Annotated in this window: 26 protein-coding genes and 1 tRNA gene; 9 read left to right on the top strand and 18 right to left on the bottom strand. The window is 62.3% G+C overall.

Annotated features, from left to right (window positions below):
• Nucleotides 1-75: 75 nt before the first annotated feature.
• The 3 genes from AC0L2U_RS06055 to AC0L2U_RS06045 all read right to left on the bottom strand — a co-directional run bounded on the left by AC0L2U_RS06055 (nt 76) and on the right by AC0L2U_RS06045 (nt 789).
• Entirely contained in the window at nt 76-468 is a 393-nt protein-coding gene (locus AC0L2U_RS06055; RefSeq protein WP_473601561.1) for an autotransporter-associated beta strand repeat-containing protein, read from the bottom strand.
• A gap of 56 nt (nt 469-524) precedes the next feature.
• Nucleotides 525-623, bottom strand: coding sequence for a hypothetical protein (locus tag AC0L2U_RS06050; RefSeq protein WP_256747449.1), 99 nt, complete (start codon nt 621-623; stop codon nt 525-527).
• Between the two features lie 89 nt (nt 624-712).
• Nucleotides 713-789: transfer RNA gene (locus AC0L2U_RS06045), tRNA-Met, on the bottom strand.
• A 240-nt stretch (nt 790-1,029) separates the two neighbouring features.
• Here AC0L2U_RS06045 and AC0L2U_RS06040 point away from each other — a divergent pair.
• Nucleotides 1,030-1,995, top strand: coding sequence for a Gfo/Idh/MocA family protein (locus tag AC0L2U_RS06040; RefSeq protein WP_128308639.1), 966 nt, complete (start codon nt 1,030-1,032; stop codon nt 1,993-1,995).
• A gap of 23 nt (nt 1,996-2,018) precedes the next feature.
• Here AC0L2U_RS06040 and mnmA read toward each other — a convergent pair whose 3' ends face one another.
• Entirely contained in the window at nt 2,019-3,209 is a 1,191-nt protein-coding gene (gene mnmA / locus AC0L2U_RS06035; RefSeq protein ID WP_127317831.1) for a tRNA 2-thiouridine(34) synthase MnmA, read from the bottom strand.
• Between the two features lie 288 nt (nt 3,210-3,497).
• On the opposite strand from mnmA, the gene sciP reads away from it, so the two are divergent.
• Nucleotides 3,498-3,773 (top strand): CtrA inhibitor SciP, encoded by a 276-nt coding sequence (gene sciP / locus AC0L2U_RS06030; protein ID WP_013529904.1) that lies wholly within the window; start codon nt 3,498-3,500, stop codon nt 3,771-3,773.
• 63 nt (nt 3,774-3,836) lie between these two features.
• On the opposite strand, the gene AC0L2U_RS06025 is transcribed toward sciP, so the two are convergent.
• Entirely contained in the window at nt 3,837-4,763 is a 927-nt protein-coding gene (locus tag AC0L2U_RS06025; protein WP_473601560.1) for an NADP-dependent oxidoreductase, read from the bottom strand.
• A gap of 90 nt (nt 4,764-4,853) precedes the next feature.
• Here AC0L2U_RS06025 and AC0L2U_RS06020 point away from each other — a divergent pair, with 90 nt between their 5' ends.
• Nucleotides 4,854-5,252 carry a winged helix-turn-helix transcriptional regulator gene (locus AC0L2U_RS06020; RefSeq protein WP_023809911.1) on the top strand — a complete coding sequence of 133 codons (399 nt, stop codon included), beginning with the start codon at nt 4,854-4,856 and terminating at the stop codon, nt 5,250-5,252.
• Between the two features lie 86 nt (nt 5,253-5,338).
• Here AC0L2U_RS06020 and AC0L2U_RS06015 read toward each other — a convergent pair whose 3' ends face one another.
• Entirely contained in the window at nt 5,339-5,716 is a 378-nt protein-coding gene (locus AC0L2U_RS06015; protein ID WP_013529907.1) for a flagellar export protein FliJ, read from the bottom strand.
• 451 nt (nt 5,717-6,167) lie between these two features.
• Here AC0L2U_RS06015 and ctrA point away from each other — a divergent pair, with 451 nt between their 5' ends.
• Nucleotides 6,168-6,863: a response regulator transcription factor CtrA gene (ctrA, locus tag AC0L2U_RS06010; protein ID WP_006203583.1), complete on the top strand. Its 696-nt coding sequence runs from the start codon at nt 6,168-6,170 to the stop codon at nt 6,861-6,863.
• A 102-nt stretch (nt 6,864-6,965) separates the two neighbouring features.
• On the opposite strand, the gene AC0L2U_RS06005 is transcribed toward ctrA, so the two are convergent.
• Nucleotides 6,966-7,370 carry a response regulator gene (locus tag AC0L2U_RS06005; RefSeq protein WP_127268016.1) on the bottom strand — a complete coding sequence of 135 codons (405 nt, stop codon included), beginning with the start codon at nt 7,368-7,370 and terminating at the stop codon, nt 6,966-6,968.
• 239 nt (nt 7,371-7,609) lie between these two features.
• Nucleotides 7,610-8,239 (bottom strand): histidine phosphotransferase ChpT, encoded by a 630-nt coding sequence (gene chpT, locus AC0L2U_RS06000; protein ID WP_024504504.1) that lies wholly within the window; start codon nt 8,237-8,239, stop codon nt 7,610-7,612.
• 391 nt (nt 8,240-8,630) lie between these two features.
• Between chpT and AC0L2U_RS05995 the strand changes: the two genes are divergently transcribed.
• The gene (locus AC0L2U_RS05995) at nt 8,631-9,167 is read left to right on the top strand and encodes a DUF1134 domain-containing protein (protein WP_236382921.1); all 537 of its coding nucleotides are present in this window, start codon (nt 8,631-8,633) and stop codon (nt 9,165-9,167) included.
• 190 nt (nt 9,168-9,357) lie between these two features.
• Nucleotides 9,358-10,494 (top strand): coiled-coil domain-containing protein, encoded by a 1,137-nt coding sequence (locus AC0L2U_RS05990; RefSeq protein WP_473601559.1) that lies wholly within the window; start codon nt 9,358-9,360, stop codon nt 10,492-10,494.
• Between the two features lie 91 nt (nt 10,495-10,585).
• Here the strand turns inward: AC0L2U_RS05990 and AC0L2U_RS05985 are convergent, their stop codons facing one another.
• From AC0L2U_RS05985 to AC0L2U_RS05960, 6 genes are all read right to left on the bottom strand, one after another.
• Nucleotides 10,586-11,401: a TrmH family RNA methyltransferase gene (locus AC0L2U_RS05985; RefSeq protein ID WP_473601558.1), complete on the bottom strand. Its 816-nt coding sequence runs from the start codon at nt 11,399-11,401 to the stop codon at nt 10,586-10,588.
• A gap of 164 nt (nt 11,402-11,565) precedes the next feature.
• A complete protein-coding gene (locus tag AC0L2U_RS05980; RefSeq protein WP_023809905.1) occupies nt 11,566-11,910 on the bottom strand; it encodes an ArsR/SmtB family transcription factor in 345 nt (114 codons plus the stop codon).
• A 152-nt stretch (nt 11,911-12,062) separates the two neighbouring features.
• On the bottom strand, nt 12,063-12,842 hold the full coding sequence (locus AC0L2U_RS05975) for a HugZ family pyridoxamine 5'-phosphate oxidase (protein ID WP_473601557.1): 780 nt from the start codon (nt 12,840-12,842) through the stop codon (nt 12,063-12,065).
• Between the two features lie 31 nt (nt 12,843-12,873).
• Nucleotides 12,874-14,055, bottom strand: coding sequence for a CaiB/BaiF CoA transferase family protein (locus AC0L2U_RS05970; RefSeq protein WP_473601556.1), 1,182 nt, complete (start codon nt 14,053-14,055; stop codon nt 12,874-12,876).
• A 6-nt stretch (nt 14,056-14,061) separates the two neighbouring features.
• Nucleotides 14,062-14,823: a 3-hydroxyacyl-CoA dehydrogenase gene (locus AC0L2U_RS05965; RefSeq protein WP_127267375.1), complete on the bottom strand. Its 762-nt coding sequence runs from the start codon at nt 14,821-14,823 to the stop codon at nt 14,062-14,064.
• 61 nt (nt 14,824-14,884) lie between these two features.
• Entirely contained in the window at nt 14,885-15,421 is a 537-nt protein-coding gene (locus tag AC0L2U_RS05960; RefSeq protein ID WP_127317843.1) for a GNAT family N-acetyltransferase, read from the bottom strand.
• Between the two features lie 29 nt (nt 15,422-15,450).
• Here AC0L2U_RS05960 and AC0L2U_RS05955 point away from each other — a divergent pair, with 29 nt between their 5' ends.
• Both AC0L2U_RS05955 and AC0L2U_RS05950 read left to right on the top strand, forming a co-directional pair.
• The gene (locus AC0L2U_RS05955; protein WP_164748917.1) at nt 15,451-15,615 is read left to right on the top strand and encodes a hypothetical protein; all 165 of its coding nucleotides are present in this window, start codon (nt 15,451-15,453) and stop codon (nt 15,613-15,615) included.
• 77 nt (nt 15,616-15,692) lie between these two features.
• On the top strand, nt 15,693-16,685 hold the full coding sequence (locus AC0L2U_RS05950; RefSeq protein WP_128287676.1) for a glutathione S-transferase family protein: 993 nt from the start codon (nt 15,693-15,695) through the stop codon (nt 16,683-16,685).
• A 1-nt stretch (nt 16,686) separates the two neighbouring features.
• Here the strand turns inward: AC0L2U_RS05950 and AC0L2U_RS05945 are convergent, their stop codons facing one another.
• Nucleotides 16,687-17,181 carry an NUDIX domain-containing protein gene (locus tag AC0L2U_RS05945; protein WP_128287677.1) on the bottom strand — a complete coding sequence of 165 codons (495 nt, stop codon included), beginning with the start codon at nt 17,179-17,181 and terminating at the stop codon, nt 16,687-16,689.
• A gap of 53 nt (nt 17,182-17,234) precedes the next feature.
• Here AC0L2U_RS05945 and AC0L2U_RS05940 point away from each other — a divergent pair, with 53 nt between their 5' ends.
• On the top strand, nt 17,235-18,158 hold the full coding sequence (locus tag AC0L2U_RS05940) for a metallophosphoesterase family protein (protein WP_292458860.1): 924 nt from the start codon (nt 17,235-17,237) through the stop codon (nt 18,156-18,158).
• On the opposite strand, the gene AC0L2U_RS05935 is transcribed toward AC0L2U_RS05940, so the two are convergent.
• The 3 genes from AC0L2U_RS05935 to AC0L2U_RS05925 all read right to left on the bottom strand — a co-directional run bounded on the left by AC0L2U_RS05935 (nt 18,142) and on the right by AC0L2U_RS05925 (nt 21,650).
• Complete coding sequence (locus AC0L2U_RS05935; RefSeq protein ID WP_127267380.1) at nt 18,142-18,759, bottom strand: hypothetical protein; 618 nt, start codon at nt 18,757-18,759, stop codon at nt 18,142-18,144. The two genes, AC0L2U_RS05940 and AC0L2U_RS05935, sit on opposite strands and share 17 nt — an antisense overlap.
• 113 nt (nt 18,760-18,872) lie before the next feature.
• Complete coding sequence (locus tag AC0L2U_RS05930; protein WP_128287689.1) at nt 18,873-19,676, bottom strand: alpha/beta fold hydrolase; 804 nt, start codon at nt 19,674-19,676, stop codon at nt 18,873-18,875.
• A 198-nt stretch (nt 19,677-19,874) separates the two neighbouring features.
• Entirely contained in the window at nt 19,875-21,650 is a 1,776-nt protein-coding gene (locus tag AC0L2U_RS05925; RefSeq protein ID WP_128287679.1) for a tetratricopeptide repeat protein, read from the bottom strand.
• Nucleotides 21,651-21,778: the final 128 nt, after the last annotated feature.

Genomic DNA, 21,778 nt, shown 5'->3' with positions numbered 1-21,778 from the left:
CGAGATATTTCCAAGTCCACCAGCGCGGCTCGGACTATAGCCGCCAAGATACCGGTAGGTGTTAAATATCTGGGACTATTCATGAGAATGGTAAATTTTGAGCGGCCGCCGACGGCTGATTTCTTGCGGGAGCATTGGATCTGCCGCGAGATGAGGGCAATGACGCCCTTCGGCGACATAGTCGCCACTGACGGTCAGCTTGCTTCCGAGGCTGCCGGCGATGCCCACAGTCCCGGCATTGGTCAGCCCGACAATGGCTTGGGAAGTGCCGGCGAGATCGAGCGTCGCGCCCGCCGCGACCGAGAATTGCGAGGCGGAACTGAACGTGTTGGCCGCGCCTGCGGCGAGCGTGCCGCCATTGACCGAAGTGGCGCCGGCGAAAGCCGAGTTGTCCGAAGTCAGAACCACTGTCCCCAAGCCGTCCTTGACGAAATCGCCGGTACCCGAGAGCGCGCCGGCATAGCTCACATTAGCTGTCTGGTCGAAGGTGAACGAGGCGCCCGCACCGATCGAGACATCGCCGCCTAGCGCTCGGCCGCCGAGATGATGCCGCCTTGGTCGACGGTCCAGTCCAGCAGCGACGTGCCTGAAAGGGTCAGCGTGCCGGCGCCATCCTTCACCATCGCAAATGACTCCACATCAAGGATGCATTCGGACGCACCGGCATAGGCCCCATCGATTTTATTGATCTTTTTGCCGTCTTTAAGAGGGCTGGTAGCGGGAGAGGGACTTGAACCCCCGACCCCAGGATTATGATTCCCGTGCTCTAACCAACTGAGCTACCCCGCCAGGGCGGCGAAAGGCCCGAAATCCGCCTCAAATCGAAAGGCATGTCGGGGGCGTTCGCCAAGGTCGCGCGGATATAAGGTTGGGAGGGTGAGCCTGTCAAGCTTCGAAGCAACCGGCTTGCCGGCTTATCGTCATTATCGAAAAGCTTTGCCGCGCGGACATTTGGTTGCCGCCGCCGGGGTTGAGTTCGAAGGGGCACGTCGCTATGTCTCGGCCACGAGTTTTTAGAGTTTGAAACAGATGAAGCCGCGCATAGCAGTCCTCGGTTGCGGATACTGGGGCAGCAACCACATCCGCACTCTCAAGGCGCTCGGCGCGCTGTACGCGGTCTCCGACACCAACCGGGCCCGCGCAGAAGGCTTCGCCAGCGAGCAGGACTGCCTGGCGATCGAGCCGGACCAGTTGTTCGTGCGTGACGATATCGACGCCATCGTCATGGCGCTGCCGCCGCAATTCCATGCCGACCTTGCCGTGCGTGCCGTCACGGCCGGCAAGGACGTGCTGGTGGAAAAGCCGATCGCGCTGACGGTTGCCGACGCCGAGCGTGCGGTGCAGGCGGCCAAGGACAATGGCCGCGTCTTCATGGTCGGCCATGTCCTGCGGTTCCACCCCGCCTTCGAGACGCTGAAAGGGCTGATCGACAAGGGCGAACTCGGCGAAGTCCGCTACATCCACTCGCATCGGCTCGGCCTCGGCAAGTTCCACACAGAGAACGACGCGCTGTGGGACCTGGCGCCGCACGATCTGTCGATGATCCTGGCGATCACCGGCACGGAGCCGATCGAGGTGCGCGGCGAGGGGGCCGCTCTGCTCGACAGTCTCAGCGACTTCGCGCATCTGCACATGCGCTTCCCCAACGGCCTGCGCAGCCATCTCTTCACCTCGCGTCTCAATCCCTATCGCGAGCGGCGGCTGACCGTGGTCGGCACCAAGGCGATGGCGGTGTTCGACGACGTCGAGCCATGGGAACGCAAGCTTGCCGTCTACCGTCACGCGGTGTGGCAGGACAGCGGCCAATGGGCCTTCACCACCAATGAGCCCTCCTATGTCGCGGTTGCCCAGGGCATGCCGCTGACACGCGAGCTGGAGCATTTCATCCAGTGCATCGAGACGCGTGCCGAACCGCGTACCAGCGGCGAGGAAGCCATCAGGGTGCTGCGCATCCTGACCGCCGGCACGGTCACCCACACCAAGTCCAATTCCTGAGCGCGGATTATTCGGCGGGAATCTTATTCCGCGGGAATCTGGGCCGGCCGGGCGGCAAGCCGGGTCAGCATGGCCTCGGCCTCGGCGCCACGCTCCGAACGCTCGATGAAGCCGCCGCCGAACACGCGAGCTTCGTTGCCGTCATCGGAGTAGAGCACGCAGGCCTGGCCCGGCGCGATGCCGGATTCGCCGTCGACCAGTTCCACCCATGTGGCACCGGCACGATGATGCAGCACGGCCGGGCGCGGCGGCCGCGTCGAGCGGACCTTGGCGAACAGCTCCAGGCCGCCTGCAGGGACGTCTGTGAGCGGTCCGTCGCCCAGCCAGTTCATATTGCGCAGATAGATCTTGTGCGTCTCCAGCGCCTCGCGCGGGCCAACCACGACGCGAGCGCGGTCGGCATCGAGGTGGACGACGTAAAGCGGCTCGCCGGAAGCGATGCCGATGCCGCGGCGCTGGCCGATCGTGTAGCGCAGGATACCCTCATGGCGGCCGAGCACGCGGCCGTCGATGTGGACGATGTCGCCCGGATTGGCCGCAGTTGGCTTCAGCTTGGCGATGATGTCGGAATACTTGCCCTGCGGCACGAAGCAGATGTCCTGGCTGTCCTGCTTGGCGGCAACCGCCAGCCCCATCTCCTCGGCAATGGCGCGAACCTGAGGCTTCGACAGGCCGCCGAGGGGAAAGCGCAGATAATCGATCTGTGCCTGCGTGGTGGCGAACAGGAAATAACTCTGGTCACGGTCGGCGTCGACCGGCCTGTAGAGTGCGCGGTGGGCGCCGTTGGCGCCGGAACGGATGTAGTGGCCGGTGGCCAGCGCGTCGGCGCCGAGCTCCTTGGCGGTGGCTAGCAGGTCGGCGAATTTCACCGTCTGGTTGCAGGAAACGCACGGGATCGGCGTCTCGCCGGCGACATAGCTCTCGGCGAAGGGATCGATGACCGCCTTGCGGAAGCGTTCCTCGTAGTCGAGCACATAATGGGGGATGCCGAGCGTCTCGGAGACACGGCGGGCATCGTCGATGTCCTGCCCGGCGCAGCATGAGCCGGCCCGGTGCGTCGCCGCGCCGTGGTCGTAGAGCTGCAAGGTGACGCCGACGACGTCGTAGCCCTCGCGTTTCAGCAGGCCTGCGACGACAGAGGAATCGACGCCGCCCGACATGGCGACGACGATGCGGGTGTTTTCGGGACGTCCGGGAAGATCGAGACTGTTCATGATGCTTTCGTTCTGCGCGGCGCCTCAATGCCAATGTCGAGAATATAGGTCAAGCTTTACCGGCGCGCCAGCGTGCAGGGCGATTCACCGGTTGCGGCCGATCTCCGCCAGGGGATGCATTTTCCCCGGCAAATCAGCGTTTGCGGGCAGATGTTTCAAATGCCGGCGAAAAGACTAACGCGGCGTTCATGATCCTTACCTAGTCATTAGGGTCTGCTTAGGCAATTTTTAAAGCTGTGGCGGTAACGTGGCGGGGATTGGGTCTTTGAGTTTTTTGTAGAGAGTACGATGACCGATCTGGTTAGACCGAGAGTCAAATATGTTATCGGGCCTGACGGCAGCCCTCTTACGATTGCCGATCTGCCGCCGACCAATACACGTCGTTGGGTTATCCGGCGTAAGGCGGAAGTGGTTGCGGCCGTGCGCGGCGGGCTTTTGAGCCTGGACGAGGCATGCCAACGCTACAAGCTCACCACCGAGGAATTCCTGTCCTGGCAGGCGTCGATCGACGAATATGGCCTTGCCGGGCTGCGCACGACACGCATCCAGCAATACCGGCACTGACCATTGCGAATTTAGACGAGGGGCGCGGCTAACCCCGCGCCCTTCTGTTTTCACCGTTCCCGCTCAGAGCGATAGCACAACCTTGCCGATCGGCTTGGTGGCGAGGAAGGCGTGAGCGGCCCCCGCCTGGTCCAGCGGGAAGCTCTTCGCCACATGGACGGCGAGCTTGTTGGCATCGATCAACCGAGCCAGTTCCACCAGGCCCTCCCTGTCGGGAACGACGGACATACGCTCGACCCGAATGTCTCGCGCGCCGGCCTGGGTCCTGGTGTTGTCGCCGACATCGAGCAATGACACCAAAACGCCGCCACGCCTGAGCACCTTCAGCGAGCGTTGGGCGTGGTCGCCGCCCATTGGATCCAGCACCAGATCGATGTCGCGAACCTGATCGGTGAAATCGCCCCTGGTGTAGTCGATGACCTCGTCGGCGCCGAGTTCGCGGACGAAATCGAGCTTGCCCGGGCTGACCGTGGCGACAACGTAGGCGCCGCGCGCCTTGGCGATCTGCACCGCCAGATGACCGACGCCGCCGGCTCCTGCATGCACCAATATGCGCTGCCCCGATTTCAGCCCGCCGTGGCGAACAAGCCCTTGCCAGGCGGTGAGGCCGGCCAGCGGCAAGGCGCCTGCCTTGAGGTGGTCCGCGCTCTTCGGCTTCAGTGCGATTTGATCGGCAGGCACGGCAGCCAGCTCGGCATAGGCCGCCGCCTGCTTGGGGAAGCGCGGCATGCCGAACACCTCGTCGCCGATCTTGAAGCCGGTGACGCCGGCGCCGAGTGCTTCGACAGTTCCCGAGATATCCCAACCCAGGATGTAAGGCGGCTCGCCGAGCAAGGGGTAGTAGCCGGCACGGACGGCGCCGTCGACCGGATTGATGCCTGCGGCCTTGACGCGGACCAGCACTTCGCCGGCCTCTGGCGTGGGATCCGGCTGATCGGCGATGACAAGGACGTCGGGTCCGCCGACGGAATTCTGGATAACGGCACGCATTGAGATGTCTCCTGCTTGGTTGGTGCCACTATCATTTGGATAGTAATATCCCCTTGTCCAGTATGTACCTTCCTGATATATACGCACCTCATGGATAGTGAAGATGATTGCGGTTTCGGCTATGACGCGTTCCGGCGAACGTGCCCTTCGCACACCGTGCTGGAGATGCTGGCCAGCAAATGGGTCTATCTGGTGGTTTGCGCGCTACGCAAAGGCCGGCTGCGCAATGGCGAGCTTGCCCGGAAGCTCGAGGGCATCACGCCGAAGATGCTGACGCAGACGCTGCGGGTACTCGAGCGCGACGGCCTGGTGCGGCGCGAGATTTTCCCGGTCATTCCGCCGCGCGTCGAATATGAATTGACCGAGCTCGGCCAGAACCTGGCGGGGCTGCTTACCCAGATCAGGTCATGGGCGGAGCAGCATGCGCCGGATATCAAGGATGCCCGTGCAAGGGCAATTGCCGAGAGTGAAGGGGATTGGGCCGCGTAGGGCGGGTTCATTTTTCCCGCCGGAGCCGCAAGCCGCGACAATGCGCCAGCCTGATGGCGAGCGTTGGTGCGGCAAACCGCCAGGTCTTAGCCGATCATGGCGCTGCGGCCACCGACTTCGGCTTCGCGGATCTTCGTGTCGCGCGATTCCAGCATTTCCGCCTTGGAAAGCTCCGCTTCAGCTTCGCCGAGTAATGATTCGGCGGCGCTTCGCTGCTGGGCGAGGTCGCTTTGGGAATTCCTGAGGTTGTCGCGGCGCAGGCGAGCCGCCTTGGCGAAGGTCGGATAGGCGAAATGGTTGATGTCTGTGATGCCGGCCTTCTTTTCCTCGGCGGTGATCTGAAGCTCCAGCTCGACGGCCATGCGTTCGAACTCGGCGATCATCATGTCGAGCTGCAGCAGCTGCCGCCGCTTCTCATTCACCTGAAACTGTTTCAGCCGAACGAGGTTTTCACGTGACTTCATGATTCGGTACTCCCGGAAACGCACACCCGCACTTATCGTCCAAACCACCTGGAAACGCCCAGGCCGCACCCGTGTCCACCGCCTTTCCCCGAACTATGGGAAACAAAACCCTAAAGTTTTTTGCCGGCGGTAACCATTCGTTTACGGGCATTGTTAATCATACGGGTCAGGACTTAAGGCCGGGTAAAAATTCCGGCCACCGATGCGGAAGCGACGTCGATGAGTCCCTGGAGTCGCTTAGTCCGGGTTTTTAATGTGTTGCATTAGGATTTGGTTCTGAGATTCGTTATTAGATTCAAGAGGGTGTAGAAAGAGGTTAAAAAATCTGGTACCGTCATGGACGGGAAATTAGGATTTGTTAACCATTCAATGGCAGCCTCTGCACAAGGCAACCACTGCTCCGGGTCCGGACGGGTCGTGAAATGGTCCGGCAGCAGAAAAGGGGAATGAAATGCGTGTTCTGCTGATAGAAGATGACAGTGCAACCGCACAAAGCATCGAACTGATGCTGAAATCGGAAAGTTTCAACGTCTACACGACCGATCTCGGGGAAGAGGGCGTCGATCTAGGCAAGCTCTACGACTACGATATCATTCTTCTCGATCTCAACCTGCCTGATATGTCGGGCTACGAGGTCTTGAGAACGCTTCGCCTTTCCAAGGTCAAGACACCTATTCTCATCCTCTCCGGCATGGCCGGCATCGAGGACAAGGTGCGCGGCCTCGGCTTCGGCGCGGACGACTACATGACCAAGCCGTTCCACAAGGATGAGCTGGTTGCCCGCATTCATGCCATCGTGCGGCGCTCCAAGGGCCACGCCCAGTCGGTCATCACCACTGGCGACCTGGTGGTCAACCTCGATGCCAAGACTGTCGAAGTCGGCGGCCAGCGCGTGCACCTGACCGGCAAGGAATACCAGATGCTGGAGTTGCTTTCGCTGCGCAAAGGCACCACGCTGACCAAGGAAATGTTCCTCAACCACCTCTATGGCGGCATGGACGAGCCTGAGTTGAAGATCATCGACGTCTTCATCTGCAAGCTGCGCAAAAAGCTCGACGCGGCATCGGGCGGTCAGAACTACATTGAAACGGTCTGGGGGCGCGGCTATGTGCTGCGCGAACCGGAAGACATTCGCGTCAGCGCCTGAGCGACGAATCGCTCGAATCTTTTCCATAAAAAACCCGGCTTCGGCCGGGTTTTTGCATGACGGCTGGTAAGGGTCTGTTTTGGGCTGCTGAGCAGGAAACCGTCACGCACTTTTTCTGGAATTGCTCAAGGGTACCGAATCAGGTGCGCTCTTCAAGGTGCGAAAGCGCTCGAGCAGCTGCGGGCGGTTGAACGGCTTCAAGAGATAGCCCTGGGCGCCGGCTCGCTTGGCCCGCATGATCGAAGCAATATCGAGCTCGACCAGGGAAATCAGGATCTGCGGCCTTATCGGGCTCTCCATGGCGCGGACGCGACGGATGAGATCGACCGCCGGTACGTCGGGCAAGGCGCCATCGACGACGATGATGTCGGGCATATCGGCGGCGCACATCTCCAGCGCGTCAAGTCCGCTGGCGGCCTCGATGACAATCATTTCGGAGCCGCCCAGTATGCGTTTTGCAACCTTCCTGATGACGCTTGAATCGTCGACGAACATGCAGCGTTTCATTTCCGGGTCCTCTTTGCCTTCTGGCAGTCCGGTAGCGTCGGGGGCATCCAGGACGCACCATAGGCCAATCTGGTAAAGAAGCCGAAAAGGCGTTAGGTAAAATTTTTACAAAGATAGGCAGGTGCCTACTTTTATTCGCGAATGCTTTGGCGCTGCCTGGACGACCAGACGCATCTCAAGTCGATGAGCTGGAATTACAGATTTCAATGTAGAAATACTTCGCTTTATCGGCTGCGCAATCAGGCCGCAGAAAGCACGATTTCTTCCGGCGTCGCGTGGATCGATATCGTCATGCCGGCTTCGCGCGCCAGAAGCAGCGTGTAGTAGGGCTGCACGGAATGCGCGTCGATCGGTTCCTCCGGCTTGTGGCCGGAATGCAGTTCGAGGAATTTCGGCGGCACACGCAGCATCGGGCCAGCCGACGCAAGCGCGAAACGAGGTTCGGTCTCAAGATTTTCCAGCGTCACGGAAAGCTTGCCGCCGCGCGGAATGGCGGCATTGGCGACGAGGATCAGGTTGAGCAGCAGCTTGACCTTGTTCTTGGGCAGCAACGCGCGGGGCCCGTTCCAGGTCAGTTCCGGCTTTTCGTTCTTGAGGAAGGCGATGGCGACCGCTTCGGCATCGCCGGTATCGATCAACATGCCGGCCGAGCCGGCGGCACCAAAGGCGATGCGGGCGAACTGCAGGCGGGCCGAAGCGTTGCGGGCGCTCTGACGGATCAGCTTCATGGCGTCCTCGTCGGCGCCGCCTTCATCAAGCAATTCGAGCCCGTTGTTGATCGCGCCGACCGGCGAGATGATATCGTGGCAGACCCGGCTGCACAAAAGCGCTGCCAGATCGGGTGCGGAAAGGGTGAACAGATCGGCCATCGGCGAAAAATCCCTGCAAAATCTCACAACTCATGGCCGGGCGATCGATCGTCGCCTGCCACACGAATCACACACTCTCTCCTCGGGCTTTCTGAATACACAGCGCCCGTGCGTGCAGCAACAAATCCAAATTGTGGTTGTGGCAAATGGCGTGTTGACGCAGGCTGCCGGCCCCACTTGAGCGACCCCAAACAGCCTTCGAACCGCCATGTTCATGTGTGAGCTTAATGGTTGAAAAAGGATTACGGCATAGTTTGCCCCTAACAGTTACCCTTAACGGCCGGCTAAAAGAGCCGTACGGGGTGCGAGGCGTCGGCGAAGGTGCTCCCTGACGGAGATTGGAAGCATGTTTTCCCGATACTACGACCGGAGCTTTCTCCGTGTCTTCTCAATGGCGGTCACGCTCCTGGGCGTTCTCGTCTTCTCGACTTCAGCCCTGCGGGCCCAGGAATACACCGCTCAGGAGATTGTCGATTCCGGTCACAAGTTCTTCGGCGCGACATCGGGCGGGCTCGCCACGGTCGTCGAGAAGATTTTTGCTTCCTACGGCCTGCCCAACGGCTATCTGCTGGGCGAAGAGGGCTCGGGCGCGCTGATCGGTGGCCTGACCTATGGCGAAGGCACGCTCTACACCAAGAATGCCGGCGATCACAAAGTGTTCTGGCAAGGCCCATCGCTCGGCTGGGATTTCGGCGGCGAGGGGTCGCGGGTGATGATGCTGGTCTACAATCTCGACGATGTGGGCAGCCTCTACAACCGCTATGGCGGCGTCGCCGGTTCGGCCTATGTGGTGGCTGGCGTCGGCTTCAACGTGCTGAAGAACAACAATGTGGTTTTGGTGCCGATCCGCACCGGTGTCGGTGCCCGGCTTGGCGTCAATCTCGGCTATCTGAAGCTTACCGAGCGCGCCACCTGGAATCCGTTCTAAGCTGAAGTCCTTGGCTGTCGTTTCCCAAAACCGGGACCGCTTTTGGGTCGACATGCATTAAACTCGTGGCGTTGCGGCAAACCCTTGCCGCAACGCTGGATTTCCGCCATGTCAACGTGGCACAGTCAAAGCGCTCTAGGCGCTTTTGGTTTATCTGGTTTGATGCTTACCGGCCACAACGGGTAGTCACTTGGTCCAGTCGGTCCTGTTCTTCGTCCTCGGCTTTCTCTGTGCTGGCTTTCTGGCGCTCATGGTGGCTCCGGCCATATGGCGTCGTGCGGTCACGCTTACACGCAAACGCGTCGAATCCTCGATCCCTCTGACGCAAACCGAAATCCAGGCGGACAAGGATCGCATCCGCGCCGAATACGCCATGACGACGCGCCGCCTGGAAATCAGCGTCAAGGCGTTGCGAGAGAAGACGGCCGAACAACTGGTCGAGATCAATCGCGGTCGCGAGGCCATGAAGGGCCTGGCGGTCGAGCGGACGGACAAGAACCAGGCGCTGACCGAGCTGGGCGCGAAGAACGAAGCGCTGCGCCAGCGAGAGGGCGAGTTGCAGCAGCTTTCGGAGCGGCTGAAGGAAACCGAGCGCAAGCTGGAAAAGCGTGCACTTGAGCTGCAAAAGCTGGAGCGCATGTATGACGACGCCAGTTTTTCCTCGAGCAGCCGACAGATCGAGCTCGTGGCGCGAGAGTCCGAAATGCAGAAACTCGCCAGTGACATTGCGATGCTGCGCGGCCAGCGCAAGGAAGCCGACAGGCGCGGCCAGGAAATCGCGGCCGAAAGCAAGGCCGCGCGGGAGGCCCTGAAAGCCGAGAAGAAAAGGACCGCCGAACTCGACAAGAAGGTCGAACGGCTGCTGGCCACACTTGCCGATCGCGAAGACAAACTCGACCGCCGCGAAAAGGAACTGGCACGCATGCGCGAAAGATCGAAATCCGAAGACAGCGCGCCAGCCTTGCGGCTGGTCGGCAAGGGCGGCGATGTCGCCAGGAGTGATGACTTGGACAAGGCAATCGCCAAGCTCGACAGTGACCGTGAGCAGCTCGAGGCGAGGCTGACGGCGCTGGCGCGCGAGAACAAGCGGCTGAAGGCCGACCTCACCGCACTGGCCGCGTCCAAGGCCACGGACAGCAGCTCCGCCTTGCGCGAGCAGATGAACGCGCTGGCGGCGGAGGTCGTCCATCTGACGGCGAAGCTCGAGGGGCCTGGTTCGCCGATCGCCAAGGCATTGGCGGTACCGTCGGACGCCCGCTCCGGCAACGGTGACCGCAGTCTTGCCGACCGCGTGCGCGCGCTGCAGAAGGCTGACGCGACAAGCTGAATCAGGCCTCCTTAGAGCATTTCACCGTTTCACGGAAACGGCGAAATGCCCTAACTCTTTGCTTTGACGCAATTCTGGACGGAAAACCGCTTCACACTTTTCCTGGAATTGCTCTAGCCGAAAAATGATGCAGCGCGATGGCTGAAGCCGCGGCGACATTCAGGCTGTCGAAGCCTTCCGCCATGGTGATCCGCACGTTGCGCAGGCTTGCAAGCAGGTTGTCCGGCAAGCCTTCGCCCTCGGTGCCGAGATAGAGCGCCAGGCGCTTGCTGCGCTGCGCATCGCGGATGTCGGTCTTCCCGCGTGGCGACAGCGCGAATTGTTCGAAGCCACGTCGGGCGAGCATCGTTGTGAAGCCGGCGGTGTCGGAGAACGATGCGAAGGGGATCTTGAGCGCGGCGCCGACCGAAACGCGGATCGCCTTGCGATAGAGCGGGTCGCAGCATGTCGCATCCAGCAGAACCGCGTCAGCGCCAAAGGCGGCGGCATTGCGGAAGATCGAGCCCACATTGTCATGGTTGGCGATGCCGACGAGCACTACGACCAGCGCCCGAGGCGGCAAGCCAACGAGCAGGTCTTCGGCCGGCTGCGGCTCTCCCTTGCGGCCAATGGCCAGGATGCCGCGATGCATGTGAAATCCGGCGATAGCGTCCATCACTGCGCTGGTGGCGACATAGACCGGGAGGTCGGCGGGCGCCTTGCTCAGGATGTTGTCGAGACCTGCCAGCCGGTTTTCCAGGACCAGGATCGATTCGGCGGCAAAGCGCCCGGTCGAGAGCAGCAGGTCGAGCACCACCTTGCCTTCGGCGACGAAGCGGCCTTGCCGGCCGGCGAGGTCACGCTCGCGAATGCCGAGATAGGCAACGACGCGCGGATCTTGCGGGTCGTCGATGCGAATGGGATCCATGCATTCCTCGCGACCGTCGCATCGGCCCGAAAATCCGGACCGCTTCCCGGCGCTCACCTTGTTTGGAAAGCACGATGCGACAATTCGGGACAATCAGCCAGCTCTGTACGCCCCGGATGGGCGCATGTCGCTCTGAAATCGCCGGCGAGATCGGCGCTATGTGGTCAGGTTCCAGCACGGCGCAAACGGTGCGCCATCTGGGACAGATCATCCTTGCCGCTGCCGAAAATGCCGTCCAGCATGACAAGCAGTTCTCGCACGGCGTCGGATTTGCAGGAGTAGTAGATCATCTGCCGGTCGCGGCGGGTCTCGACTAGGTCGAGCGCCCGCAACTTGGCGAGGTGCTGGGACAGGGCGGATTGGCTGAGCATCACCTTCTCGGCAATGGCTCCAACCGACATCTCACCTTCGGCGAGGTAGCTCATGATCAACAGTCGCTTCTCATTGCCCATCAGCATGAGAAACTCTGCCGCCGATTCGGCGTTCACGATTAGCTTTGTCGAGACCATCGATCCCCCATGCTTCCTGTTCATCCCGACGCCATGGGGGCAATGGCGTCTGATTCCATAAATTCACTTGTCGATCGGCGCTGGCGATTCAGCGTCACCAAAAGGTAGAGCATTTCACTTAAATCTCAAGTGTTGCTTTTGGTCCAGCATAATTAAGTCTCCGTCCCGGCGTCGACAATGGCTCGGCCGGCCTTGGCCATATCGACCAGAACGTGCCGCAATTCGCCTGCCGCCGCCAGAGGTTGTGGGTAAAAAACCCGGCAAACATCGTCGCCCGAAACCAGGTCCATGCCATCGGCATCGAATCCGGCAACACGCCAGCCGTTTCCGGATACTTTGGCGAAATGCTGTGCGTAAACGGCGATCGCGTCGAGATGGTCGGCGTTCATGTGGTCGATGGCGGATTGTTCGCGCGCCGCGAGTTCCTCGACGATCGGTCCGCTGGCGAGCAAATCCGATCGATCGAGCTGATAGGCCTTGCCGAAGCCGCCGTTGAGGCTGGCGCGTTGCGGATCGAGGCGAAAGATCGAAAAGTCGCCGAGACCGGCGTAAAGTTTCGCCTTGGGATTGCGATTGAGATAGCGGCGCTCGGCGCGGGCGTGTTCGTCAGATCCGCGCTCAAGCCGCGCCGCCTGGCAGATCAATGTCAGGCGCGGGTGCGCCAGCGGGTCGCCCTTGCCCGGTTCGCCGAGCAACAGGGAACAGCGCGGATCGGCAAGCAGGGCGCCGGTGTGCGCCGAAAGCATCGACACCAGGATCAGCGGCGCGCCATCGATGTCGGTGGCCACGCCGACCCTGCTGGCCAGCGGCGAGCCGGTTTGCGGTTCGATCACCGCCAGGGCGCCAAAGCGGGCGCTGCGCAGAAGCGTCTTCGCCAGCCGGATCGCTTCGGCGTCCGTCTCGCGGATCACGTCCTTTTTCGGCTCGTCCAAGGCAGCACCGCAGTAAGTTGATCTTTCTTCTCTAGTTATCGTTATCGGTCAGCAAGCCGGATTTGACAAGGCCGTCGATCTCGGCTTTCGCAAAGCCGAAACGTGCCAGAATTGCCGATGGCGACAAATCCTCATTGCCTGGCATAGTGGCCAATGTCGGTTGCGAGCTCGAGAAACGCGGCGCGGGGGCCGGGCGCTCAAATGCACCTGTCGTCACAGAGGCGTTGCGTGCCCGATTGTGCGGGTGGTGCTTCGCCTCTTGCAGCGACAGGACGGGGGCCACGCAGGCATCGGTCTGGGCAAACAGCAGGTCCCAGTCGTCGCGTGGTTTCTGCCGGATCCGATCGGCAATGGCGGCGCGCATCGGCGGCCACAGGGCCTTGTCGTACTGGCCGGACGCAAAGCGCTCGTCGAGCGGCAGCAGCCTGGCGAATTCGGTGAAGAATTGCGGCTCGAGGCAGCCGATGGCGATGTGCCCGCCATCCGCCGTCTCATAGGTGTCGTAGAACGGGGCGCCGGAATCGAGCAGGTTCGCGCCGCGCTTGTCGCTCCACAAGCCGGCCGCCGTCAAGGCGTGCAGGGGCACCGCCAGCATCGAGGCGCCGTCGACCATCGCTGCGTCGATGACGTCACCCTTGCCCGTGCGAGAACGTTGGAACAGGGCGGCCAGCACGCCGGCAATCAGCATCATGGCGCCACCGCCATAGTCGGCGACAAGGTTGAGCGGCGGGACGGGACGGCCGTCGGCATGGCCGATGGCGTGCAGCACGCCGCTATAGGCGAGGTAGGTGATGTCGTGGCCGGCGCGGCCGGCGAGCGGACCGTCCTGGCCGAAGCCGGTCATACGGCCGTAGATCAGTGCCGGATTACGCGCCTGCATCGCTTCCGGGCCGAGGCCGAGCCGTTCCATGACACCCGGGCGAAACCCTTCGAGCAACATGTCCGCCTTTTCGGCAAGGCGCAGCAACAGATCGGTGCCTTCACGGCGCTTCAGGTCGAGGCGCAGGAGGGCGCGGCCATGGCGGTCGATGTTGTACTCATCCGGCAGCGACAGGAGCTCGCTCGTCCCCGTCCGTTCGATGCGCAACACTTGCGCGCCCATCTCCGACAGCATCAGGCCCGCCAGCGGCACCGGTCCGAGTCCGGCCATCTCGATCACCTTCAGCCCGGTCAGCGGACCGGTTTTAGCGGCAGCGGACAGGCCGGCGTTCATGACCTTCTATTTCGGCGCCATGCGGATGGCGCCATCGAGACGAATGGTCTCGCCGTTCAACATCTGGTTCTCGATGATGTGCAGGGCGAGAGCGGCATATTCGGACGGTTCGCCCAGGCGCGACGGGAAAGGCACGGCGGCGCCCAGCGAATCCTGAACCTCTTGCGGCATGCCGGCCATCATCGGCGTCTTGAAGATGCCGGGCGCGATGGTGCAGACGCGGATGCCGGAACGGGCAAGGTCGCGCGCCACCGGCAGCGTCATGCCGACGACGCCGCCCTTGGATGCCGCATAGGCGGCCTGGCCGATCTGGCCATCATAGGCGGCAACCGAAGCGGTGTTGACGATGATGCCGCGCTCGCCGCCCTGCAGCGGCTCGAGCTTCGACGCGCGCTCGGCGACGAGGCGGATCATGTTGAACGTACCGATCAGATTGACCTCGATCACCTTGCGATACTGATCAAGGGGGTGGGGACCATCCTTGCCGATCGTCTTCACGCCGATGGCGATGCCGGCGCAGTTGACCAGGATCCGCGGCTCGCCAAGCTTGGCGGCTACGTCGGCGAGCGCAGCGGTTCCGCTGTCGGCGCTGCTGACGTCGCACTGGACGGCAATACCACCGATCTCGGCCGCGACCTTGGCGGCGCGGTCAATACCCACGTCGAAGATGGCGACGCGGGCGCCCTTGGCGGCCAGCGCGCGCGCCGTTGCCTCGCCAAGGCCGGAGCCGCCGCCGGTGACGATCGCGATCTGGCCGTTGGGGTTCATGACGTCATCCTTTGATCTCAGGAACAGTGGGACGGATCAGGCGCCAGATCGACGGGAAAGGTCAAGCCATCGCGGCGACAGGATCGGCTACCCTGGCCTGATCGGCGTGGCAGACCTCGCCCAAGAGCCTGGCGACCGCGCCCGGCGCGATCTCGTGCGACAGCAGCCGGTCGAGATCGACGGGGCGCGGCATCGAAATCTGGCCGCGCGGAATCCGCTTGAAACCGAGCGGCCCGTAGTAGGGTTCGTCACCCACCAGCATGACAGCGGGCGCGCCGGCCTTGGCGGCGGCCTCCAGCGCGATCGCCACCAACCGGCGGCCGATGCCGAGATTCTTGAAGGCCGGCCGCACCGCGAGCGGCCCGAGCATTAGCGCGCGACCGGCACCGGCGGCGATGCGGGTCATGCGCACCGAGGCGACGACGATGTCGCCATCGACGGCGACAAAGGACAACGAACGCTCGTGCCCTCCGGCCTCACGAATCTTGTAGGCGGCCAGCACAAAGCGGCCGGGCCCGAAGGCTTCGTCGTTGATGGCTTCGATCTCGGGGTCGTGCGCCGGGGTTTCCGGCAGGTATTTCACGTCGGCAAGGCTCATGGTCTTTGCGTTCCGGTAAGGAGGAAAGGTTGCTGCAAACGGCAGCATTCGCCAGTCAGCGCTTCATCAAGCGCGGGCGCCCTTTCGTCGTCGGTAAAACCGGATCGAAGCAAAATCGAACATGCGGATTGTCCGCTAGCATCAATTTCCCGCCGCTGCAATCGGCCGTTTTGTTCGTCATTTCCGCCAAGTGACGGTCTGTTCAGCACCTGACGTCTTCGACAGGGCAGCCTTGCGCCTACATCAACCAACAGGACGCAAGGAGATTTGTATGGGAATGCTGGTCGAAGGAAGGTGGCAGGACCGCTGGTACGATACAGCGGACAATGGTGGCAGGTTCGTGCGGACGCAGTCGCAATGGCGCGACTGGGTCACCGTTGACGGGGCGCCTGCCGAAGGCCGGACGCGTGGTTTCAAGGCCGAGCCCGGCCGCTATCACCTCTATGTCTCGCTTGCCTGTCCGTGGGCCCACCGGACGTTGATCTTTCGCGCGCTGAAGAAGCTGGAAGGCGTCATATCGGTGTCGGTGGTGCATCATTTCATGGGCGCCAACGGCTGGACGTTCGTGGCTGAGGACGGCGCCACGGGCGACATGCTCTATGACCTCGACTTCCTGCACCAGATCTATGCCAAGGCCGATCCCGCCTATTCGGGCCGGGTGACTGTGCCGGTGCTGTGGGACAAAAAGGAGCAGACCATCGTCTCCAACGAGTCTTCCGAAATCATCCGCATGCTGAATTCAGCCTTCGACGAATGGGGCGACGCCAGCCTCGATTTCTATCCGAAGGCATTGCGCGGCGAGATCGATCGCATCAATGCGCTGGTCTATCCCGCGGTCAACAACGGCGTCTATCGCGCCGGCTTCGCCACCACGCAACGCGCTTATGAAGAGGCGTTCGGTGAAGTGTTCACAGCGCTGGATGCGCTGGAGGAGCGGCTGTCGAAGCAGCGCTATCTCGTCGGTGGTCCTATCACCGAAGCCGACTGGCGGCTGTTCACCACGCTGGTGCGCTTCGATCCGGTGTATGTCGGCCATTTCAAATGCAATCTGCGCCGTATCGCCGACTACCCGAACCTGTCCAACTATCTGCGTGATCTCTACCAGGTGCCTGGTGTGGCCGGGACGGTGAACATGCATCATATCAAGGCGCACTATTACGGCAGCCACCAGACGATCAATCCGACGCGGATCGTGCCTGTCGGACCGGATCTGGATTATGCCGCATGGCACGACCGGGCGCGCTTCGAGAAAGCGGCAGCCTGATCTACCAGTAGGGCGAGGGCTGCTCGCCGTCAAAAACCTCGGCGATCCGGCGCAGCGTCGCGGGCGTCGTGCCCTGCGGCAAGCGGTCGAGCGGGAAGAAGCCAGCTTCGGCGATTTCGTGGTCCGGCAGCTTCGGCGCCGTCTGGCTGAAATGCTCGAGCAAATAAAAGCCGACATGGTCGCGGCGGCTGGAGCGGCGGTTGAAATGCATCGATTTGAACACCGGCGGGGCGGTGAGAGCGATGTTGCCTTCCTCGGCCAGTTCACGGGCCAGTGCCTCGTTCATCGTCTCGCCGACTTCGACGCCGCCGCCGGGAAGCTGCCAGCCCGGTACATAGGTATGGCGAATGAGGAAGACGGACCTGGACGCCCTGTCGTGGATCAGGCCGCGCACGCCAAGCGTCATCGGCCTCCGCAGCACGAAATAGAGATGGAACAGCCTAGCCCTCAAACCTGGCCAGCCGGTCTGGCGGAAGGCATCTTCAGGGCTCGTCATTGATAGCGAAACCGTGGGTGGAAAGCCGCGCGCGCGTCGCCTATGAAGGTTGTATGTTCAGGCTCGCGCATATTTCCGATGTCCATCTGGGGCCGCTCCCCGATGTATCCTATCGCGATCTCGCCTCCAAGCGCGTGCTCGGCTATGTCAACTGGCAGCGCAACCGCCGCCGCCATATGCATGATGCGGTCATTGATACGATCGTCGCAGACATCAAGGCGAACACGCCTGACCACCTCGCCGTCACCGGCGACCTGGTCAATCTGGCGCTCGACGGCGAGATCGAGATGGCCAGGCACTGGCTGGAGACACTGGGGCCGGCGCATGATGTTTCGGTCGTTCCGGGCAACCACGACGCCTATGTGCCAGGCGCCTTCGACAAGGTCTGCCGATCCTGGGCGGCGTGGATGAGCGGCGACGGTGTCAACACGCCGGTCGATCGTAACGCATTTCCCTATCTGCGCGTGCGCGGCAACGTCGCGCTGATCGGTGTCTCGACGGCGCGCGCCACGGCACCCTTCATGGCCAATGGTTTCTTCATGGAAGGCCAAGCGAAGCGGCTCGGCAAAATCCTTGGGGATACCGCCGGACAGGGGCTGTTTCGCGCCATCATGATCCATCATCCGCCGGTGCGCGGCGCGGTCCCGCAGCACAAGCGGCTGTTCGGCATCGCCCGCTTCAACAAGATCATTCGTCGCCACGGCGCCGACCTTGTCCTGCACGGCCATTCACATCTGCCGTCGCTGTTCTTCATCGGCGGTCGCGGCGTCAGGATTCCGGCGGTCGGCGTCGCCGCCGCCGGCCAGGCGCCGGGCGGCAAGAACCCGGCGGCGCAGTACAATCTGTTCGACATTGACGGCGAGAAGGGCAATTGGCGGATCCGGCTGACGCGGCGCGGCCTGACCGGGCCGTCCATACCGCCATCCGATCTGCAGACGGTGGAGCTTGGCGCCGAGGCCGCTATGGCCGCAAATTGACAACCATGGCCACGATGCGATCCCAGAACAGGACGACCGACACCACAAGGCCGACCAGTGCGCCGGCAGCGACCAGGCCAAGCCCGGACAGAAGGGCCGACCAGCGTTTGCCGCGCTCCGTTGCGCGCAGCGGCGGTTCGGCTTCCGGCACATACGCACGTTTCAGGCCGGCGACGGCGGGTTCGACGCCGCCTTCCAGCATCCTCTGACGCTCGACGATGCGCTCGGCGACATAGCGTGTCACGGAATCGGCAACCGGCTTCATCTCGGTGGATTCGGCAAGCACCACCCGGCCGATACGGGTGTCCTTGAGGAAGCGATAGGTCCGGCGGTCGCGCCCCATGGCGACATGGCTGATGGCGTCGATCCACAGGCGCGGCTGCAAGCCGGACGAGACGACAAAGTCGAAATTGTCCATATCGGCCGGAACATCGGCAAAAACCGGTGCCAGTTCGGCGGCGAGCAGATCGAGACGCATGCGATGCGCCTCGCGCATGTCGACGACGACGTCGTCGCGGTCGGCGAAGGCATTTTTGACATCACGGATGGCATCGGACAGTTTCTTGGACTGGTCGATGGTCTTCTCGCCTGCTTCCTTCATCGGCGTCTGCCTCGTAGGTTTGGTTAACACCGGGTTAACACAGCCGCCGGCGAAATGCACTGGCGAGATCGACGGCCCGGGGTGTCCAGGAAGGTTGTCGTGCGCGAAAAAGGTCAGCTGGCTGCGGCGGCGAATTTCTGGCGGTGTGGCCTGGCGCGACGACTGGTGTTCCGGCGAATGATCTCGGCAACAAGGTCGGGGGCTTCCTCAGCCAGCATATGGCCGGCCTCCAGCACGTGGTGCACGTGAAAATGCGCCGGCAGGTCATCCGCCTGGGTAAAGGGCAGCACCGCATCGCTGATTCCCCATGCCACCATCACCGGCATGTTCAGTCCATCGAGGCGATCGTGCGGGATGACGCCTTGCCGACCGTCCACGGTCATGGCGGCTGCGATCTCGACGAGCTTTTCGAGTTGGCCGGGTCGCCGGCGCATTTCCCAAAGGGTGTCCACCGTATGTTTGAGCGGCGGGGCTGAAGGTCCCGACATGACGGCGAGGCAGGAGCGGATCTCGGACCGATCCGCGGCTTCGGCATAGCGGCGCAACAGCGGTCCATTGATTTCGGGGCCAAGGCCGCCCGGCGCCAGAAGCGTCAGCGAGGCTATCTTTTCGGGCTCGGCCAGCGCCATCAGCGCCGCCACGGCACCGCCCATCGAGTGGCCCACGAGATGAACGCGCTTCAGGCGACGCTCCGAGAGATCGGCGAGCACGGCCTTGGCTGCCACCCTGGCCGGACCGGCAGCGGGAAAATCGAGCGACAACCCGTGCCCAGGCAGATCATAGGCCAGCGTATGCGTGGAAGGCGTCAGGGCGGAAATCACCTCGCGCCATACATCATGGCAGCCGCCGAAACCGTGCAGCAGGACGATGGCCTTCGAGCCAACACCCTCTTCGGCGGCAAAAAGTGATGCGGTCATGAAAGCTGATTTTTTGTTATTGCAGAATGCGCGACACCCAATGGTGGCTGAATTGCTCCTAGTCCAACGTGATGACCAGTAAAATTTTCGCGATTTGTACGGTTGTGTACAGAACTTGGCGACCAATCGGCAATCGGCGATCGGAGCGCAGGAAATCCATCGGGACGCGGCACAGCCAGTGCGCGGACGTCGATGGTGTCAGCTTGGGCTGCCGAGCCCGGCAGCGCGGAGTGCCTGGACCAGCCGGTCGGTCAGGTCGGCCGGATATTTCCGCTCGACGAAAGTCGCCCGCGGATCGGCGGCAAATTTGGGGAATTCGGTGGTCAGTTGTTTCAGCAGCGTGCTCACCAGATGATCCTGTCCGGCAGCCTTGGCGCCGATCAGCCGCGCCGCCAGATAGTGTGATTTCGTTGCCGTCGTTCTCAGGGCCATGCTGGCTGCGACTGCCTTGTTCATGTCGCCGAGCATGAGCTCACCGACGAACAGCCCGTAATCCCACCATGTCGGGTGCCCGCTGAAGGTCTCCACCGCATGATCGAGGATCGGCGTTCCTTCAGCATATCGTCCGGCGAAGATCAGCCCGTAGCCGTAAGCGGCGGCCATGCCGAGATCGTAGGGGTTGAGTTCATAGGCCTTGCGCATCCAGCGGATCGCTTCGTCCGTATTGCCGAGGCGCGAACTGACATAGCCGTAGGAGCGATGCGCATAAGGGCTGGTCGGACCCATCTGCACGCCGCGATGGGCAAACTCGACGGCTGTCTCAATCGTCGCATTGGGCGGATAGGCGTAATGATCGGACACCGCCTCGAGATGCAGGGAAGCAAGCTCCGAATAGACGAGCGAGGACTTGGTTCCACCATTGGCCAGCTTCTCGAGGCAACGGTAGGCTGCCTCATGGGTCCTGGCGTTCTGGTCGAGGTAATATTTGCCGTTGAGCAGCAGGCATTGCGTCAGACCGTTTGGCGTGCCGGTCTGCTCGATATAGTTGTAGATGGTGCCGGAGGCGGGGAGTGCCGAGCTAAGCATATCGGCGATACGGTCTTCGACCGCTGCAGGTGCGCTGTCGGCGGGGGTGAGATTGCGCGATAGAAGCACCCGTCCGGACGCCATGCTTTGCAGTTCTATGGTGATGTCGCCCGCGTCCGGTCCAGATAGGACGTCGAATATGAAGCTCGTCGCGTCGTCGGCCGGATCGCCGACGGTGTCGCGGCCGATGAAGTCGATCGTATCGAAGCCACTCAGGCCGGCGCGCAGCGATGCGGCGACACGGCTGGCGTCGGGGCCGTCAGCCTTCAGTCCGATATAGACTTGCGGCAGGGCGTCAGCCCTTGCCGATGCCGTGATGCTTGCGGTTGCGCCAGCGATCTCCGGCGTTGCCGAGATGTCGCCGCCTGCCAGCAAGGCAGTGCTGCCCTGCCGAAGGATCAGTACGCCCAGCATGGCGATGACCAAGGCGATCGCCATCCAGAAAAAGCGGAGATGGCGCGCCACCGAGGGAGCCGGCGAAGATGGTACGGAAGCCAGAGACATCGCGTCCAGCATGCCCGTGCCGGCTTCGTTCGACTGATCGGCGGATGCGGCGCCGTCCAGCCTGAGTTCGGGAACAGACTCGGCAATATCGGGCAGGCGGATCGCGTTCAATTCATAGGCTGGAACATAGCCGCCGCGCGGAATGGCGATGCGGACCGGCTCAGCGATTCCCTCATTTGCAAAATAATGCTGAAGAAGCTCGCGCAGCCTGCCTGCCTGCACCCGCACCACGGCATCGGTGGACGGATCGAAGTCGCCGTCCTTGCCGAAAACATCCATGGCAATGGAAAAGCCCTTGAGCCTGTCGGCTTCGCCGGCCTGTTCACGTTCGACAAGATAACGCAGCAACTTTCGCGCACGTTCGGATCGGCCGAACGTTTGGCTAGCAAGCAGTCGCTCCAGTGTCTCGCGCACTGCGGGGGCGGCAGGCGTGGCATGCTGCAAGTGTCGATCCTCTCGAACTCGGCACAGGTTGAGGCGCGATCATATAGGTCCCGCACCACCACACAAGTATACACCCCGTTATGCGATCACGTACCCACCGGATAATTCCGCGGTGGTTAATGGCCCGA

This window comes from Mesorhizobium sp. WSM4808 (assembly GCF_055811675.1).
Note: the sequence above shows the minus strand (reverse complement) of the source record. Positions and strands in the feature narration are given on the sequence as shown.